This is a genomic window from Pseudomonas pisciculturae, assembly GCF_015461805.1.
GTDB lineage: Bacteria > Pseudomonadota > Gammaproteobacteria > Pseudomonadales > Pseudomonadaceae > Aquipseudomonas > Aquipseudomonas pisciculturae.
This window is the reverse complement of the sequence record NZ_JACVZE010000003.1, coordinates 604,006-621,245: the sequence shown is the minus strand read 5'-3', so window position 1 is coordinate 621,245 and position 17,240 is coordinate 604,006. Positions and strand designations below refer to the sequence as shown.

Annotated in this window: 14 protein-coding genes; all 14 read left to right on the top strand. The window is 60.9% G+C overall.

What is annotated here, in order from left to right; all coding sequences use genetic code 11:
• Window positions 1-231 precede the first annotated feature (231 nt).
• The gene (locus tag ICY20_RS11735) at window positions 232-642 is read left to right on the top strand and encodes a MarR family winged helix-turn-helix transcriptional regulator (RefSeq protein ID WP_159960850.1); all 411 of its coding nucleotides are present in this window, start codon (window positions 232-234) and stop codon (window positions 640-642) included.
• On the top strand, window positions 639-2,717 hold the full coding sequence (locus ICY20_RS11730; RefSeq protein WP_159960689.1) for an FUSC family protein: 2,079 nt from the start codon (window positions 639-641) through the stop codon (window positions 2,715-2,717). The genes ICY20_RS11735 and ICY20_RS11730 overlap by 4 nt, the downstream gene beginning before the upstream one ends.
• Window positions 2,714-2,923, top strand: a complete 210-nt coding sequence (locus tag ICY20_RS11725) for a DUF1656 domain-containing protein (protein ID WP_159960691.1) — start codon at window positions 2,714-2,716, stop codon at window positions 2,921-2,923. Before ICY20_RS11730 ends, ICY20_RS11725 begins: the two co-directional genes overlap by 4 nt.
• Window positions 2,920-3,792 carry an efflux RND transporter periplasmic adaptor subunit gene (locus tag ICY20_RS11720; RefSeq protein ID WP_159960693.1) on the top strand — a complete coding sequence of 291 codons (873 nt, stop codon included), beginning with the start codon at window positions 2,920-2,922 and terminating at the stop codon, window positions 3,790-3,792. Before ICY20_RS11725 ends, ICY20_RS11720 begins: the two co-directional genes overlap by 4 nt.
• Window positions 3,789-5,231 (top strand): efflux transporter outer membrane subunit, encoded by a 1,443-nt coding sequence (locus ICY20_RS11715; RefSeq protein ID WP_194937545.1) that lies wholly within the window; start codon window positions 3,789-3,791, stop codon window positions 5,229-5,231. The genes ICY20_RS11720 and ICY20_RS11715 overlap by 4 nt, the downstream gene beginning before the upstream one ends.
• An 81-nt stretch (window positions 5,232-5,312) precedes the next feature.
• Window positions 5,313-5,945: an NADH:ubiquinone oxidoreductase subunit N gene (locus tag ICY20_RS11710; protein WP_122489325.1), complete on the top strand. Its 633-nt coding sequence runs from the start codon at window positions 5,313-5,315 to the stop codon at window positions 5,943-5,945.
• A gap of 148 nt (window positions 5,946-6,093) precedes the next feature.
• Entirely contained in the window at window positions 6,094-7,590 is a 1,497-nt protein-coding gene (locus tag ICY20_RS11705; protein ID WP_159960697.1) for a YdgA family protein, read from the top strand.
• 298 nt (window positions 7,591-7,888) lie between these two features.
• A complete protein-coding gene (gene pgaA / locus ICY20_RS11700; RefSeq protein WP_159960708.1) occupies window positions 7,889-10,369 on the top strand; it encodes a poly-beta-1,6 N-acetyl-D-glucosamine export porin PgaA in 2,481 nt (826 codons plus the stop codon).
• A 12-nt stretch (window positions 10,370-10,381) separates the two neighbouring features.
• Window positions 10,382-12,379 carry a poly-beta-1,6-N-acetyl-D-glucosamine N-deacetylase PgaB gene (gene pgaB, locus ICY20_RS11695; protein ID WP_194937544.1) on the top strand — a complete coding sequence of 666 codons (1,998 nt, stop codon included), beginning with the start codon at window positions 10,382-10,384 and terminating at the stop codon, window positions 12,377-12,379.
• A gap of 2 nt (window positions 12,380-12,381) precedes the next feature.
• A complete protein-coding gene (gene pgaC / locus ICY20_RS11690) occupies window positions 12,382-13,722 on the top strand; it encodes a poly-beta-1,6-N-acetyl-D-glucosamine synthase (RefSeq protein ID WP_159960712.1) in 1,341 nt (446 codons plus the stop codon).
• A 2-nt stretch (window positions 13,723-13,724) separates the two neighbouring features.
• On the top strand, window positions 13,725-14,207 hold the full coding sequence (pgaD, locus tag ICY20_RS11685; protein ID WP_194937543.1) for a poly-beta-1,6-N-acetyl-D-glucosamine biosynthesis protein PgaD: 483 nt from the start codon (window positions 13,725-13,727) through the stop codon (window positions 14,205-14,207).
• 688 nt (window positions 14,208-14,895) lie between these two features.
• Window positions 14,896-15,753, top strand: coding sequence for a PoNe immunity protein domain-containing protein (locus ICY20_RS11680; protein ID WP_159960852.1), 858 nt, complete (start codon window positions 14,896-14,898; stop codon window positions 15,751-15,753).
• Window positions 15,754-15,768: 15 nt separating this feature from the next.
• Complete coding sequence (locus tag ICY20_RS11675) at window positions 15,769-16,593, top strand: hypothetical protein (RefSeq protein ID WP_194937541.1); 825 nt, start codon at window positions 15,769-15,771, stop codon at window positions 16,591-16,593.
• Window positions 16,594-16,662: 69 nt separating this feature from the next.
• Complete coding sequence (locus tag ICY20_RS11670) at window positions 16,663-17,220, top strand: hypothetical protein (protein WP_159960718.1); 558 nt, start codon at window positions 16,663-16,665, stop codon at window positions 17,218-17,220.
• Window positions 17,221-17,240 lie beyond the last annotated feature (20 nt).

Below are 17,240 nucleotides of genomic sequence, written 5' to 3'. Positions count from 1 at the left end.
ACTGATCTAAATGTGTGCGGGCTTGTTCGCGAATGCGGCGTGTCAGCCAACGCATCAGGTGACTGACCCACTGCCTTTGCGAGCAAGCCCACTCCCACAAAAACCCCTCCCACCATCCATCCGCTAATTTGTTTCAAAACTTGACGGTTCCCGCTTCATCCACCATATTGATAGTTAGCAAACTAACTGTATGCGAACAATCCTGTGCCTCAATCCCTCGAACAACTCCAGATGAACCTCAGCAGCAGCATGGTGGTGGGTGCCCGTAACTGGCGCAAAATCTGCCAGACCACGCTGGTGAGCTACGGTATTTCCGAAGCCTGCGCGGTGCCGTTGTTGATGATCGGCCGTTTGGGCGACGGCGTGCATCAGGTAAAAGTGGCCCAGGCTTCCGGCATGGAAAGCCCGTCGCTGGTGCGCCTGCTCGATCAGTTGTGCAACGGCGGTTACGTGTGCCGCACCGAAGACATCCACGACCGTCGCGCCAAGGCCTTGAGCCTCACCGAGCGTGGCCGTGAGCTGGTGCAAGCGGTGGAAGTGCAGCTCGTTCGCCTGCGCAAGGAAGTCTTGGCGGACATCCCGTCTACCGATATGGAGGCAGCGCTGCGGGTATTGCGCGCCTTTGAGGTGGCCACGCTTTGAGCGGATTTTTCACTGGCTTTCCGCCCGCCCGCGACTGGTTCTATGGCGTGCGTACCTTCGCTGCCTCCATGATCGCCCTGTACATCGCCATGCTCATGCAAATGCCGCGGCCGTATTGGGCGATGGCCACGGTGTATATCGTCTCCAGCCCGTTTGTCGGCCCCACCAGTTCCAAGGCGCTGTACCGCGCCATCGGCACCTTGATGGGGGCGGCGGCGGCGGTGTTTTTTGTGCCGATGTTTGTGCAGTCACCGTACCTGTTGGTGGTGGTGATTGCCTTGTGGACGGGCACCCTGTTGTTCCTCTCCATGCACCTTCGCACCGCCAACAATTACGCGCTGATGCTGGCCGGCTACACCTTGCCGCTCATCGCCTTGCCGGTGGTGGATAACCCCCTGGCGGTGTGGGATGTGGCCGAGGCGCGTACCGAAGAAATCTTCCTCGGCATTGCTGTTGCCGCCGTAGTCGGCGCGATGTTCTGGCCGCGCCGCTTGATGCCGGTGTTTGACGGCTCGGTGGCCAAGTGGTTTGCCGACGCCCAGGTCTATAGCCAACGTTTTCTCAGTCGCAACGTCACGCCCGAAGAAGTCAGCACCTTGCGCGGCGGCATGGTCGCCACCTTCAACACCCTGGAATTGATGATCGGCCAGTTGCCCCACGAAGGCGCCCGGCCGCAGACGGTACGCAATACCAAGGAGCTGCGCGGGCGCATGATTCATCTGCTGCCAGTGGTGGAAGAGCTCGACGACGCGCTGTACGCCGTCGAACAACGCGCGCCGCAGTTCATGGAAAAACTCACGCCCCTGCTGGACGCGACCAACCGGTGGCTGGAAAGCACCCAAAAAGACGCCTCGCTTGAAAGCTGGCGCACCCTGCGTGATCAGCTCGACGCCCTGCAACCGGCAGGTGAAGCGCTGGACGACCGCCACACCCTGTTGTTCTCCAACGCCCTATATCGCCTCGCCGAATGGATCGACCTGTGGCAAGACTGCCGCAGCCTGCAAGCGGCCATCGAATGCGAAAGCCAAGACACCTGGCGCGCCGTCTACCGCCACTGGCGGCTGGGCCGGCTGACGCCGTTCCTCGACCGTGGCCTGATGTTTTACTCGGCGTTTTCTACCGTCAGCGCGATCATCGTCGCCTCGGTGCTGTGGATATTGCTCGGCTGGACAGACGGCGGCAGCGCCGTGATTTTGGCCGCCGTGGCCTGTAGCTTCTTTGCCACGATGGACGACCCGGCGCCGCAGATCTACCGGTTCTTTTTCTGGACGGCGATGTCGGTGCTGTTTGCCAGCCTCTATCTGTTTTTGGTGCTGCCCAACCTGCACGACTTCCCCATGCTGGTGCTGGCGTTTGCCGTGCCGTTCATCTGCATCGGCACCCTTACTGTGCAGCCGCGTTTCTACCTGGGCATGCTGCTGACACTGGTGAACACCTCGTCGTTTATCAGCATCCAGGGCGCCTATGACGCCGACTTCCTCAACTTCGCCAACGTCAACCTGGCTGGCCCGGTGGGCTTGCTGTTCGCCTTTGTATGGACGCTGATCGCACGCCCCTTCGGCGCCGAGTTGGCGGCCAAGCGCCTGACCCGTTTCAGCTGGCGCGACATCGTCGGCATGACTGAGCCTGCGACCCTCGCGGAACACCGGCACATGGCCGCGCAAATGCTCGACCGCCTGATGCAGCACCTGCCGCGCCTGGCGCTGACCAACCAAGACACCGGCATCGCCCTGCGCGACCTTCGCGTGGCGCTGAACCTGCTCGACCTGCTGGCCTACTCGCCGCGCATCCTTGGCGTGCCACGGGTGTTGCTCAACCAAGTCGTCGAAGGCGTGGGCGGTTACTTCAAGGCTTGCCTGAAGGCCGGTGAGCGCTTGCCGGCGCCCAGCGGTCTGCTGATGACCCTGGACCGCACGCGCCGCGCCCTCAACGGCCAGGGCCTGCAAGACGAAGACGACACCCGCGTGCACCTGCTGCATGCGCTGGCCGGCCTGCGCCTGGCGTTGTTGCCGGGGGTGGAATTCATTGGCGGCGCCGAACTGGAAGCGCCGCTACCCGATGGAGCGCCTTTATGATCGGTGATCTGGATATCAGCGGGGTGTTTTTGCCCACGCTGCTGGTGCTGATGGGCATTACGTACGTGTTGTTTCTGCTGGTGCACGGGCTGTTGACCCGCCTGCACTTTTATCGCCTGGTCTGGCACCGGGCATTGTTCAACGTGGGGCTCTACGCGCTGTTGCTGGGCGCTGTGGACTCACTCAGTCGATACCTGATGACATGAAAAAACCTTTTTTGACCATCGGCCGTGTAGTGCTCACGTTGTTGATCGTGACGTTTGCGGTCGTCGTGGTGTGGCGCATGGTCATGTACTACATGTTTGCCCCCTGGACCCGTGACGGGCACATCCGTGCCGACATCGTGCAGATCGCCCCGGACGTGTCCGGGTTGATCCAGCGCGTCGACGTGCGCGACAACCAGTTGGTGACCAAGGGCCAGGTGCTCTTTGCCGTCGACCAGGACCGCTTCAAGCTGGCCCTGCGCCAAGCCCAGGCCGCCGTGGCAGACCGCCAGGAAACCATGGCCCAGGCCAGCCGCGAGTACAAGCGTAACCGTGGCCTCGGCAACCTGGTGCCCAGCGAGCAACTGGAAGAAAGCCAGTCCCGTGTAGCCCGTGCCCAATCGGCGCTGGCCGAAGCGCAAGTGACGGTGGACGCCGCCCAGCTCAACCTCGACCGCTCGGTGATTCGCAGCCCCGTGGACGGTTACGTCAACGACCGTGCGCCGCGCAATCAGGAGTTCGTGACGGCCGGGCGCCCGGTGTTGTCGGTGGTGGACAGCAACTCCTTCCACATCGATGGCTATTTCGAAGAGACCAAGCTCGACGGCATCCATGTCGGCATGGCGGTGGATATCCGTGTGATCGGTGATAACGCCCGCTTGCGTGGCCACGTGCAGAGCATCGTCGCCGGTATCGAAGACCGCGACCGCAGCAGCGGCTCCAACCTGCTGCCCAACGTCAACCCGGCGTTCAGCTGGGTGCGCCTGGCTCAGCGAATTCCGGTGCGTATCGCGTTCGATGATGTCCCGGCTGACTTCCGCATGATCGCCGGGCGTACGGCCACGGTATCGATCATCGGAGACAAGCCATGAAGCAACTGCTTGCCACCGCTGCGCTGGGGTTGTTGCTGTCGGCGTGCCAAATGGTAGGCCCGGACTACACGCTGCCAGACCAAGCCGCCGTCAAACGCGGCGACCTGCAAGGCCAGCTTGCGGGCGAGGGCAACAACGTGGTGTCGGCGCCGGTGCCGGCCGATTGGTGGAAGCTCTACAACGACCCGCGCCTAGATGAGCTGGTGCGCCAAGCCATGGCCTCCAACACCGACCTGCGCGTGGCCGCTGCCAACCTGCAACGCTCGCGTTATCAGGTGCAACAGGCTGAGTCTGCTGGCGGTTGGAATGCCGGCGTGAAGGCCGAGGCCCAGCGCTTGCAGGAATCAGGCGAAGCGTTTTTGCTCGAAGACAAAGTGCCGGTGGCCAATATCGGCAGCGTCGGCATCAGTACCTCCTACCAGTTCGACCTGTGGGGCACCTTGCAGCGCGGCATCGAAAGCGCCCAAGCCAGCGCCGACGCCGCGCAAGCCGCTGCCGATATCGCCCGTATTACCCTGGTTGCGGATGTGGTGCGTTCCTACACCCAGGTGTGCGCGGCCAATGAAGAGCTGGCCATCGCCAACGAGTCCCTCGACCTGCAAGCCCAGAGCACCAAGCTGACTCAGCGCCTGCGCGACGCCGGGCGTGGCGATGAAACCCAGGTGACGCGCTCGCAAACCCAATACAAATCCTTGCGCGCCGACATGCCGCGCTACGAAGCGGCGCGCCAGGCGGGCTTGTTCCGCCTGTCGATGCTGCTGGCCAAACCGGTAGACCAACTGCCAGCGGGCACCGGTACGTGCGCCGAACTGCCACACATCACCCAGTTGCTGCCGGTGGGCGACGGCGCGGCACTGCTCAAGCGCCGTCCCGATGTGCGCCAGGCTGAACGTCAATTGGCCGCGGCCACCGCACGCATCGGTGTGGCCACCGGCGCGTTGTACCCAGACATCAGTATCGGCGCCACAGTGGGTACGGTCGGCATCCTCGACAACCTGGGCACTGCGCCCACCAACCGCTGGGGCTTCGGCCCGCTGATCAGTTGGTCGGTGCCGACCAACGGCGCCCGCGCCCGCATCCACGAAGCCGAAGCGGCCACCCAGGGCGCCTTGGCGCACTTTGACGGCGTGGTGCTCAATGCCATCCGCGAAACCCAGACGGGCCTGGCGCAGTACACCGCGCAACTGCAACGCCGTGATGCACTGGACGAAGCTGGCGAGTCGGCCAAAGAGGCGGCAGACCAGACTCACCGCTTCTTCCAGGCCGGCCGCGCGTCGTTCCTGGCCGACCTGCAAGCCACCCGCACCTACACCGATGTGCAGGCGCAATTGGCGGCGGCTAACACTCAGGTTGCCATGAGCCAGATCGATCTGTTCCTGGCGTTAGGCGGCGGTTGGGAAAGCGGACGAACGCACGCTGCGCCAGCCAGCAAACCCTGAGCGAATAGCTATGCTTTGACAGGCAGGCCGCCGTGAAGGCCTGCCTGACACTGCTCGCGTTTGCTCATGGGGATTCCAATAATGAAAAACCCTTATGCTCCCGCTTTCTGGTGCGTGTTCTTCGCACTGGTGTTGTTATCGGCTGCCTACTTCTACGGCGTCATGCTCGCTCACCAAATCGACAAGGCCATGGTGTTTCTCGACAGCGCCTGTTTGGTGATCGGCACCCTGTCCATTGGCGTGGTGGCCTGGGCGTCCTACCAAAACCACCGGATCAAGCGAAAACTGCTCGAACAAGGCAAGACCCGCGTGGCGATCTGGGACACCAAGGTCGCACTGCGCCGCGTCGAAACCGTGTTCGACCGCTATTTCTGGGGCAGCTACTGGCAGCCGGGCCGCACCTTCCAGGAAGTCATGGGCGAACTCACCGGCACCCCCCTGGAAAAAAGCCTCGAAGCCCTGAAAAAACAGTGTGTGGCCCTCGACCAGCAAGTGGCCGACGGTAGGCATTGGCTGAATAACGCGCGGGAACTGTCTGACGTTGCCACGCAAATGGCCCGTGAACGCTACCAACTGGACTTCTGCGACCCCAAGGCCGACACCCCGAGCAATGCGGTGATCCATCGCGAGTTTGAGGTGCTGGTGTACACCTGGACGGCGCGGTTGAAGAGCTTTGATCACCAGCTCGATGAAATTGAGCTGGAATACACCTGAACTCCTGCGGGCGTTTGCCCCTCTGAAAAGCTGGGCCGTTATCGGTCGCGAGTGCTAATCTTCCCCCGCATTTTGGCGGGCTTGAGCCAACCCTCACGGGGTTCAAGGAAGACAGCCCACTTCTCACAGGATTTGATCAGGTCACTTCATGAATAAGCCAGCAGTCGTTCTTTTGGGTTTTGTTGTCGCCGTTGGCGTCGTCAGTGCAGGCGGCGCCTGGTACACCGGCACACAGTTGGAGCCGGTGCTGCAAACGGTGGTGCAGGACGCCAACAAGGAACTGCGTCGTTCCATGGCGGGTGTCGATGGCACTCTTGACCTGGAGCTTGTGTCCTTGGACCGTGGCCTGTTCAGCAGCACTGCGCACTATCGCCTCAAAGGCCAGGGCTCGTTCTTTGGTGAGCAGAACCCGAACCCGGAGCTGCTGTTTCTCGAGCATATCGAACACGGCCCATTGCCGTTCTCGCGCCTGGTCTCGTTGAAGTGGCTGCCGGTCATGGCCACCAGTCACTACACCCTGGAAAAGAACGCCACCACCGAAAAATGGTTCGCAGCCACCAAGGACGTGTCGCCGCTCAAGGGCGTGGCCAGTATCGGCTACAGCCGCTCGGTCAGCGGCAATATCGAGTTTGTGCCTGCGGAGTTCAAGGGCGAGACCGCCACCGTGAGCTTCTCTGGCGCCAACCTGAACTTCGACAGCACCGCCGAAGGCAAAAAGGTCAAGGTCGATAGCTTCATGAACAGCCTCAAGGTGTCTGCGATCGACGGCAACGGCGCGCCGTTCAACGCTGAGCTGTCCGGCCTGACCGTGGCCAGCAATCTGGAGAAGTCCACCTTCGGTTTCTACACCGGGCAAAACACCGTTGAATTGACCGACACCAAGGTCACCTTCGGCCCGCAGAAAGCCGTGCTGACCCTCAAGGGTTTCGAGCAGAAAGACTCCAGCGACATCAAGGACAACAACCTGGCGGGCCGCGTTGACTACAAGATCGACGAGATCGGTTACCAGGGCAAAGCGGTCGGCTCCGCCGCCATGAGCCTGAGCGTGAAGAACATCGACGTGCCGTCGGGGCTGGTGCTGACCAAGCTGTACCAGGACAAGATGCAGCCGGTGCAAGCCGCTGCCGCCGCCGGCCAACCGGTGCCGGAGCTGCAACTGACCGAAGCCGAGCAAACCCTGGCCGAAGCCAACGTCAACCAACTGCTGGCCGCCAAGCCGCAAGTGGCGCTGGAAAACCTGTCGCTGAAAACCACCCACGGCGAAAGCAAGTTCAACCTGGTTGTGGACCTGGCCAAGCCTGCGTCCATGGAGCTGCCACCGGTTGAACTGGGTAAGCAGATGATCGCGCTGCTGGATGCCAACCTGACCCTGTCCAAGCCGATGATCGCTGACGTGTCTGCATTGCAGGCGCAGATCGGTGGCCTGACCGACCCTAAAGCCATCGAGCAGCAATCCCAGATGGCGGCCGAAATGGTCAGCGGCATGGCGGTCGGCACTCAACTGGCGACGTTGGTCGGCAGCGACGTGGTTTCCAAGCTGCATTACGCCAACAATGAAGTGACGTTCAACGGCCAGAAAATGACCGTCGAACAATTCATGGGTTTTATCATGTCCAAAGTGGGTGGCATGAGCCGCGCGCAGTAAAAAATCTGCCACCGCCCAGAAATAAATAATGGGGGAGCGGGGTTGCCGCGATAAGGGTCAAACAGTCGACACTCACGTCGACTGTTACCCGGTTATCGCAGGCAAGTCCGCTCCCCCATTCGTTTTTCAGATTTGCGCTCAATTCTGAACAATTGTTCTGAATTCTCCTTTTTGATACACAGCTCGGTGATAGTTCCTACAGGAAAGCTAGGTCGGGTCACTAGACGCCGACACCCTGATGCAAATTGCTCAGGACCACCTATCGTTACAGCTTTCCGTGTGTAAGGAAGCTCACGATATGCTGCGAAACCTACCAATCAGTGCATCAGGCCGGTTGCGACTGCTCATCGGTGCAGCCTTATGCAGCCAACTGCTGATACCCGCTTTTGCCATGGCCGACCCGGCCTATGACGCCCTGATTATTCAGGCGCGCAATGGCAACTTCACCCCCGCGCTGACGCAACTGCGCCAATTACCAGCCGAGCGCCAGACGCCTGGCCAGATCAGCGACCACCTGGTGATCGCCGGCTGGGCGGGGCAGGATGCCGAAGTGCTGAAGGTGTACGAGGCCCAGGGCCAGAATCGCAATTTGACCGCCCAGGCGCTGGCCACCGTCGCGCGCACCTATCGCAACCAGAAGCAGTGGGCGCAGGCTGAGGCGGTCTATCGCAAGGCGCTGCTGCGTGAGCCGAACAATGTCGACCTGCAACTGGGCCTGGCGCTCACCCAGGCCGACGGTGGCAAAGCCAGCGAAGCCGTGCAACGCACCCGCGCACTGGTGGCTGCCAAGCCCGAAGACCCCAACCGGCGGATGGCGCTGGGCTATGCGCTGACGCGCGCCGGTTTGAACTACGACGCTTTGTTTGAATTCGACCAAGCCTTTATTCGCGCCGGCGACAAACCGGAAGTTGCCCGCGAGTACATCGTTGCCCTGCAAAAGGCACGCATGCCGGAGCCTGCGTTGCGCCTTGCAGCCAAGCGCCCCGGCCTGTTGGACCCGGTTACCCAGCGCCGCCTTGAAGGCGACCTTGCCGCCGAGCGCGTGCGCATGGCCGAGTTCGCCACCCGCACCGAGCAAGAGCGCTACGTGATTGCCGACCGCGCCCTGGCCGACTACGACAAATTGCTCACCCGCTGGACCCCAGACGCCACTGCCCATGACGACGTGGTGCGCTGGCGCATCGACCGCCTGGGTGCCCTCAAGGCTCGGGCGCGCACCGCGCAAGTGATTCGCGAGTACGAAACGCTCAAGGGCGAGGGCGTGCAATTGCCCACCTACGCGGTGCGTTGGGTGGCTGCGTCCTACCTCGACCAGCGCCAGCCAGAAAAGGCCGAGCCGCTGTATCGCCAGGCGCTGAGTGCCTCGGACGCCGAGCCAGATGATCGGGTCGAAGACAGCACCGCGTTGTACTACGCCCTGCAAGAAAGCGACAAGGGCGAAGACGCCCGCGAAGTCGCCAACGGTCTCGCCAACAGCCAGAAGCCTCGGGTTGAACTCAAGGGCCTGCCCGTTGGCAACCCCAACGATGCCTGGATGGACGCGCAGCAACTGTCGGCCCAGGCCGGCGTCTACGGTGGCGACCTGCCGGGCAGTGAAGCCGGCCTGGAGGCGTTGGTCGCCAAAGCGCCGGGTAACGTTGGCCTGCGCCTGGCCCAGGCAGACATGTACCGCGCCCGTGATTTACCGCGTCGCGCCGAAGGCATTCTCAAGGAAACCGAAGCCCAGGCCCCGCGTGATATCGGCCTGGAAGTCAGCCAGGCGTACACCGCCATGGACCTTCAAGAGTGGCGCCAACTCGACGTGCTCACCGATGACGTGCTCGCCCGCAACCCGGACAACCGTCAGGTGCAGCGCCTCAGCCGCCTGCGCGATGTGCACGACATGGCCGAACTGCGGGTCGAGGCCTACACCGGCAAAAGCTTTGGTGGCGGCAATAACAACGAGGCTGGCGCAGTGGCCGGCAGCCGTGACTGGGGCATTGAAAGCCGTCTCTACACACCGCCTATCGACGAAGACTGGCGCCTGTTCGCCGGTGCCGGTTATGCCACCGCTGACTTCGAAGAAGGCACCGGCCACCATCGCTGGCAGGTGATTGGCGTAGAGCGGCGTACCCGCGACATGACCGTCGAAGCCGAAGTCTCCAACCATTCCTATGGCAATGGCACCAAGCAAGGCGCTGCCGTGTCGATTGCCCGTGACATCAACGACAACTGGCAATACGGCGGCAGCCTCGGCTACCTGTTGTCCACGACACCCCTGCGGGCGTTGAACGCGGACATCACCGCCAACGGCGGCAGCGGCTTTATCCGCTGGCGCGCCAATGAAAGCCGCGAGTGGAAGCTCACTCTCAGCCCGTCCCATTTCAGCGACGGCAACGACCGCTTCGAAGCCTTGCTCAGTGGCCGCGAGGGCCTTTACAGCTCGCCGCGGGTGCAAGTGGACCTGGGCCTGGAAGTGGCCGCCAGCCGCAACAGCAAAGAAGACACGGTGTACTTCAACCCGAAGTCGGACTTCACCGTGCTGCCGGTCCTCAACATCAATCATGTGCTCTATCACCGCTACGAGACCCAGTGGAGTCAGCAGTTCCAGGTCGGTGCGGGTACCTACAGCCAGCAGGATTATTCAACCGGTGGCATCGGTCTAGTGGGCTACGGCCAACGTTATCGCTGGAACGACGTACTGGAAGCCGGCGCCAACCTGAGCTTGATCAGCCGACCTTATGACGGCGATCGTGAACGCGATCTGCGTCTGCTCGTCGACCTCACTTACCGTTTCTAGAAGAGCCTGACCATGACCGTCCTCAGCCGTTGCCTGTTGATTCTGGGCGTTATGCTGGCCAGTGCCTGTGCCCAGCAACCCGCGCCGTTCACCCCACCCGCCGAGCGGCCCAAAGCCGCCGCCGAAGCGCCGTGGCCGAAAAATCACTTCCTGGGCATTGCCTACCACGACGTCGAGGACCGCGACCCCGACCAAGCGGTGGTGGCGGTGCGCACCGAGCGCCTGATCGAACAGTTGGCCTGGCTGCGTGAAAACGGCTACCAAGCGGTCAGCGTCGACCAGATTCTCGCGGCGCGCCGAGGTGGCCCGCCGTTGCCGCCCAAAGCCATCATGCTCAGCTTCGATGACGGTTACTCCAGCTTCTATACCCGTGTGATGCCGATTCTGCGTGCCTATCGCTGGCCAGCCGTGCTGGCGCCGGTGGGCAGTTGGATTGATACGCCGCTCAATAAGCCCGTGGATTTCGCCGGCTTGCCGCGCCCACGGGGCGAGTTCCTGACGTGGCAGCAGATTCGCGAAGTGTCGCAGTCGGGCCTGGTGGAAATCGCCGCACACACCGATGCCAACCACAAGGGCATCCTGGCCAACCCGCAGGGCAACCTGGAGCCTGCAGCGGCTACCCGCCGCTATGACCCGGCGACCAAGCGCTACGAAACCGAAGCGCAGTTCCAGGCGCGTATGCGTACCGACGTGGAGTCGATCACCAACAAAATCCGCGCCGTCACCGGCAAGGCGCCGCGTGTGTGGGTGTGGCCTTACGGTGCCGCCGACGGCACATCGCTGGCGGTAGTGGGTGAGCACGGTTATGAGATGGCGCTGACCCTGGAAGACGGCCTCGACAGCCTGGGCGACCTGAAAAACAGCCCGCGTTTCCTGGTGGCCTCTGACCCGGACGGCGAGCACTTCGCCAACAGCATGGTGGCGGTGCAAACCCCTATCCCACTGCGCGTGCTGCATGTGGACCTGGACAACGTCTACGACCCGGACCCTGCCCAACAGGCGCGCAACCTCGACCAACTGGTACAGCGCGTGGTGGACATGGGCGCCAGCACTGTCTTCCTGCAAGCCTTTGCCGACCCCGTGGGCGATGGCCTGGTGCATTCGCTGTACTTCCCCAACCGTCACCTGCCGGTGCGTGCCGACCTGTTCAACCGCGTCTCCTGGCAGTTGCACACCCGCGCCCACGCCAGTGTGTATGCGTGGATGCCGGTGATGAGTTTCGCCCTCGATTCCAAGCTGCCGCGCGTGACGCGTTGGGACCCGGAGAGCGGCAAGGTCGGCGTCGACCCCGATCAATACAAACGCCTGTCACCGTTCGACCCGCAAGTGCGCAAGATCATTGGTGAGATCTATGAAGACCTGGCACGCAATGCCGCGGTAGATGGCATCTTGTTCCACGACGACGCGGTGCTGTCAGACTTCGAAGACGCCAGCCCCGCCGCGCTCAAGGCCTACGCCGCCGCCGGCCTGCCGGACACCATCGCCGCCCTGCGCGCCGACCCGGCCGTGATGCAGCGCTGGACGCGCTTCAAGAGCCGCTACCTGATCGACTTCACCAAGGAGCTGACCACCAAGGTTCGCGCTATCCGTGGGCCGGCGATTCTGACCGCGCGCAACATCTTCGCCGAGCCGATGCTCAACCCGGAGAGTGAAGCCTGGTTCGCGCAAAACCTTGATGATTTCCTCCAGACCTACGACTGGACCGCGCCCATGGCCATGCCGCTGATGGAAGGGCAGGAGTACAAGACCTCCAATGTGTGGCTGGAGAAACTGGTCGCCACGGTCAAGGCTCGTCCCGGTGCGATGGAGCGAACCGTATTCGAACTGCAAGCCAAAGATTGGCGCACCAAGGCTGCCCCGGATATCAGCGGTGCGCAGATGGCTGAATGGATGGGTGTACTCAAACGCCAGGGTGTCACGAGTTTTGGTTACTACCCGGACAACTTCCTGGAAAACTCCCCGGACTTGAAGACAGTGCGTCCGGCCCTTTCCAACCAATGGAACCCTTGACCATGTTCGATAGAATCCTGGCTTTATTCGTGCTGGCATTGGTATTGGGCGTGCCCCTGGGCCTGATCTTCCTGGTCACCGGGCAGTTCCTGATGGACTTCGTGTTTTTCTACCCGCTGTTCATGTCGGCGTTGTGGATCTCAGGCGGTTTGTACTTCTGGCTGCACTGGGAGCGCCACTGGCCCTGGAAAGAAGACACCCCGGCCCCAACCCTGGCCGGCAACCCGCTGATCTCGATCATCATCCCTTGCTACAACGAGGGTGATAACGCTGCCGACACTATTCATGCGGCGCTGGATCAGCTTTATCCCAATATTGAAGTGATCGCGGTCAACGACGGCTCCAAGGACAACACCGCCGCCGTACTCGATGCCCTGGCACTTGAACACCCACGCCTGCGGGTGCTGCACCTGGCACAAAACCAGGGCAAGGCCGTGGCCTTGCGCATGGGGGCCGTGGCGGCACGCAGTGAATACCTGGTGTGCATAGACGGCGATGCGTTGCTGGATAAAAACGCGGCGGCCTATATGGTTGCGCCGATGCTCGATAACCCGCGCCTGGGTGCGGTCACCGGCAACCCACGCATTCGTACCCGCTCGACCTTGATCGGTCGGGTGCAGGTGGGCGAGTTCTCTTCGATCATCGGTTTGATCAAGCGCACGCAACGGGTGTTCGGCCGGATCTTCACGGTGTCGGGTGTGGTGGTGGCGTTCCGTAAAAAGGCGCTGGACCGCATCGACTACTGGAGCACCGACATGATCACCGAGGACATCGATGTCAGTTGGAAGCTGCAGCTTGATCACTGGAGCATCTTCTACGAGCCTCGTGCCCTGTGCTGGATCCTCATGCCGGAAACCGTCGGCGGGCTGTGGAAGCAACGCCTGCGCTGGGCCCAGGGCGGCGCCGAAGTGCTGTTCAAGAACATCCGTGGCATCTGGCAATGGCGCCATCGCTACCTGTGGCCGCTGTTGTTCGAGTACTGCCTCTCGACCGGTTGGGCGTTTACCTTCTTGCTGTCGGTGATCTTCTACGTGTTGGGCAAGTTCATGGTACTGCCGCCGGCCATTGCCGTGGACTCCCTGGTACCGCCAGCGTTTACCGGCCTGGTGCTGGCGATGGTGTGTCTGGTGCAGTTCGCGGTGAGCATCCTGATCGACCGGCGCTACGAGAAAGACCTGTGGAAAACCCTGTTCTGGACCGTGTGGTACCCGATGGTGTTCTGGCTGGTCAGCCTGTTTACCACCCTGGTCAGTTTCCCCAAGGTGCTGTTCAACCAGCATCAGAAGCGCGCGCGCTGGGTCAGCCCGGATCGCGGTATCAAACCTGCTGAAGAGGAGGCGTGACCATGAAACTGGTCAGAACTCGCCAACGGTCCATTATGTGGATCATTGATGTGCTGTTGACCCTGATGGCGTGGGCCGGATTAATCTGGCTGCTGGCACGCGGGATCAACTCGATGTTGGACACCCACGGCGGCCCACGTATCGAGGCGCCGATTTTTGCGGCGCTCAATACCTTGCAGGTCTACCTGTGGATTGCGTTGTTCAACGCGGTGATCCTGGTCACGTGGGCGCGTTACCAGCAACGCAAAGGCCGCAAGTTTGCCCAGCGCCGTGCGCAAGCCAATGCCTTGAGCGATAAGACCCTGAGCGAGAGTTTCAGCTTGGGCGAAGGCGATCTTGAGCAACTGCGCCGGCCTGGGGTGTTGGTGATCCACAACGATGAAGAGGGCGGTGTGGCGGATGTGAAATCCCATGTTTCCCGCGATGTGGAAAAGCCGGGGCTGACGTTGGTGCCTGGCCAGGATCAAAACAAAGACGCCAGCTGAACACCGAGCTGCAGGCACACTGCAACCTAAATGTGGGAGGGGGCTTGCTCCCGATAGCGGTGTATCAGCTAACAAATATGTTGGCTGACCCACTGCAATCGGGAGCAAGCCCCCTCCCACATTTTTGATCTCCATGTATCAGGAAAAATAGTGGCTTGCTCTGGCGTTTGATGTGAGGAGCCCTGCTCTCTGCAATCCCAATAATGGGATCCAATTCACAAAACCCCCGCGAACTTTTCTGCATTTTTCGGTACTAACTTATCTCGGCAATAACTTGATGGCCAACTAGTGGCAACTTTCAAGTTATCCGACGAATCGCTATCAATAGTGCTGCCGCTTGTCGGAATAATGATTCCAGATACAGGTGTGTTATCTATTTGATAATTTATTGTTTTTATTTATCAGTGGCTTGCATGAGTAGCTAGTACGGAAGTCCAACTAATCCAGCGTGTAGGGTTATTGGAAGTTCGATGTTAGTTTGCCGCCCCTTGATTTTCGACGGATCGAACATGTCTCTGTTATCGCCACGGACTCGGTATCTTCTGTGCACTTTACTGCCTGTTTATTTTAATGGTCGCGTGACGTGCCGCTTGCCCTCCAAGCAGGCACAGATGGAATAGACCCCCGCAGCCAAAGCGGTGGAGAGTTCGAAAATATTACCTTCACGCAATCTCAATGGGGTTCGTCCATGATTCGCGCAACGTTGGGAGATCAACAGTACTGGAGCGACCGCAAGGCCAAGGATCGGGAGTGGATAGCGCGAGCCAGCAAAGTTCTGGAGGAGCCTTCGGCGAACCCTGCGTACAGGGCGCAGTTTGCATTCGACTTTGCAAAAGACAACTTGCGTGCAGCGGTTAGAACCTACTCGCGGGGTGACAGTGTTTCTGAGCTGGCTGCTTATTTTCCCGGCATCCTGGATGCATGGGAGATGTCCAACGCCGTCGCTGATGAGTTTTGCGCCGAGAACAATCTTCAGACCTGTCGAGACTGGCGTTTCGAACTGACGGATTTAAATTATTACATCTGGTGCTTCTGGCTGGTGGGTCTGGCGCTTGCTCTTTCTGTCCCCCGGGCGCAGTGGCTGCGCTTGGTTGCCTTGATCGGCGAGGGTGGCCAGGATGTTCTCCTGGACCGTGTCATTGCGTCCCAGGAACCTGAACGGCTCATCGGGAGCACACTACTTCACGGCAAACCATATGCGCGACTGCTCAAGGCAATTGATGCGCCACCCGATCAACAGGCTGCGCTGTTGCAGGCGTTCCTGGAGCATTGGTATGTAGAGTTGAACCGGCCGGGTAAGCAGCAACCCTGGTGGTACGTCTACGGTGACCCCCTCAAGCATCCCCTTGAGATGGGCAGTTACTTTGGACGCTGGTGCTTTGAAGCCGTGGCGGCTGTGAAAGCCTTCGGGCTGGATGATCAACGCTGCATCGGGCACGAGCATTACCCAGGCGATCTGTTGCACGTCAATAACGAGATTCCAGCGCCGGCCATTACTGACGCAGAGTCGGGTTGGTGGGCGCGGCTGATTGGAAGGAATCGTTAAGGAGTGTCGGCGCCGATGAACCATCACCTGACAGTGGCGTTTGACGCCTTAGGCCTGGGTCATGCCCTCGCAGCCTGTGCCGAAGGGCGCATCTGCCTGCCGGTCATTACCCTGGCGTCACCGGCTCAGTGGTATGGCTTCCCGCCTGCATTGGTTGCGGTGTGCAGTGATGGGGCGGGTCCTACCTGCATAGGCTACTGGAGGCACTGGTTCGTGGACCGCGAGCCGTGCTTTGTTCGTATGTATATCGGTGCTAGTCATAGGGTGCATGAAATAGCCCGCACCCCTGCACAATTGATGGCCGTGCTGGCCATGATGTCTATCAGTGTTGAAGACGGCGTCACCCCAGAGCTTGAGCAATTTGCCCAAGCGGTGGGGCTTGATTGCCTGGAGGCGCTGGAGGCGCAGTCGTTGAAAACTGGCGACGACCCGCAGGGCTTGGCCAACGTTGAACTGTTCCGCGACAAGACTCCGCTGGAGAGCATTGCCGACGGCGCTGCACCCTACACCGGAGACTTTCCCAGCCCGCTCGATATTGGCCGGGCATGGTGGGAAACCAGCTGCTCCTTCGAAATTCTCGACCAGCAGATGTTCATGCCTGCCAGTGGGCAGTTGCCCGCGTGGTTTGATTCAGATCGTGAGAAGAAGCCGCTGTTCGACGACTACCTGCGCGCCGGTCGCCTTGATTGTGCGTGGCTGACCTTGAACTCTACCGGTTGGTCGATCACCGATGCACGGCAGGCGCTTGTTGCGTTGCAGGCGCGGGCTGACGACTGTAGCTTCGATGCGGTTGTGGCTTATTGGTTGTCGGTGGCGGATGCCAGTGCCGGGGGGTACTAAGCCGTGATAAGCGTTAGTCCCGTTCGAAAGTTTATTTTTCGTGGCCGGGCGCAGGGAGTGCTAGCACCGATGAACAATCACCTGACAGATGGGCAATTGGATCCTACGGCCTATTCGCCAGTTACTTCAGCATTTGCCTCTGCGACGCCCAATGAACTCAAGGTTTTTTTTGATGCATTTATGCTCAATAAACCCTACTGCCTCGACGAGTTGATTCAGGTGGTTTGGAAAACCTCGGGGTATGAGCGGTGGAGCGCGGATTTTTCTCCAGAATCCCTGGAGCCCTTGGGCGAGTGGTTTGCCGCGCAGATTTGTGAACGCGCGCAGAGCTCACCTGCCGTTGAAACGGGGTTCGAAGAGGTAGCGTCCTTGGCTGTCGCGACGGGCATGTACTACGGCGAAGTGGCGGTTAGAAATAACCCATCACTGGGTTGGCACACGTTGAACGGCAGCAAGCGGCAAGCCGATTACGGTCAGCCCGTGGTGTCCAGCGCGGGCAACCTGCCCACCAATCCCGTGCGGGTTGCGCAGGCCTTTGCCAGCGGCATTGCCGATGGCTCGAAGGCCGCCGGTCGACTTAGAGAGACTTACGATTACTGGATGCAATTGATCAAGGGCATTCCATGAGGCCGGGCTCAGAGGGCGGG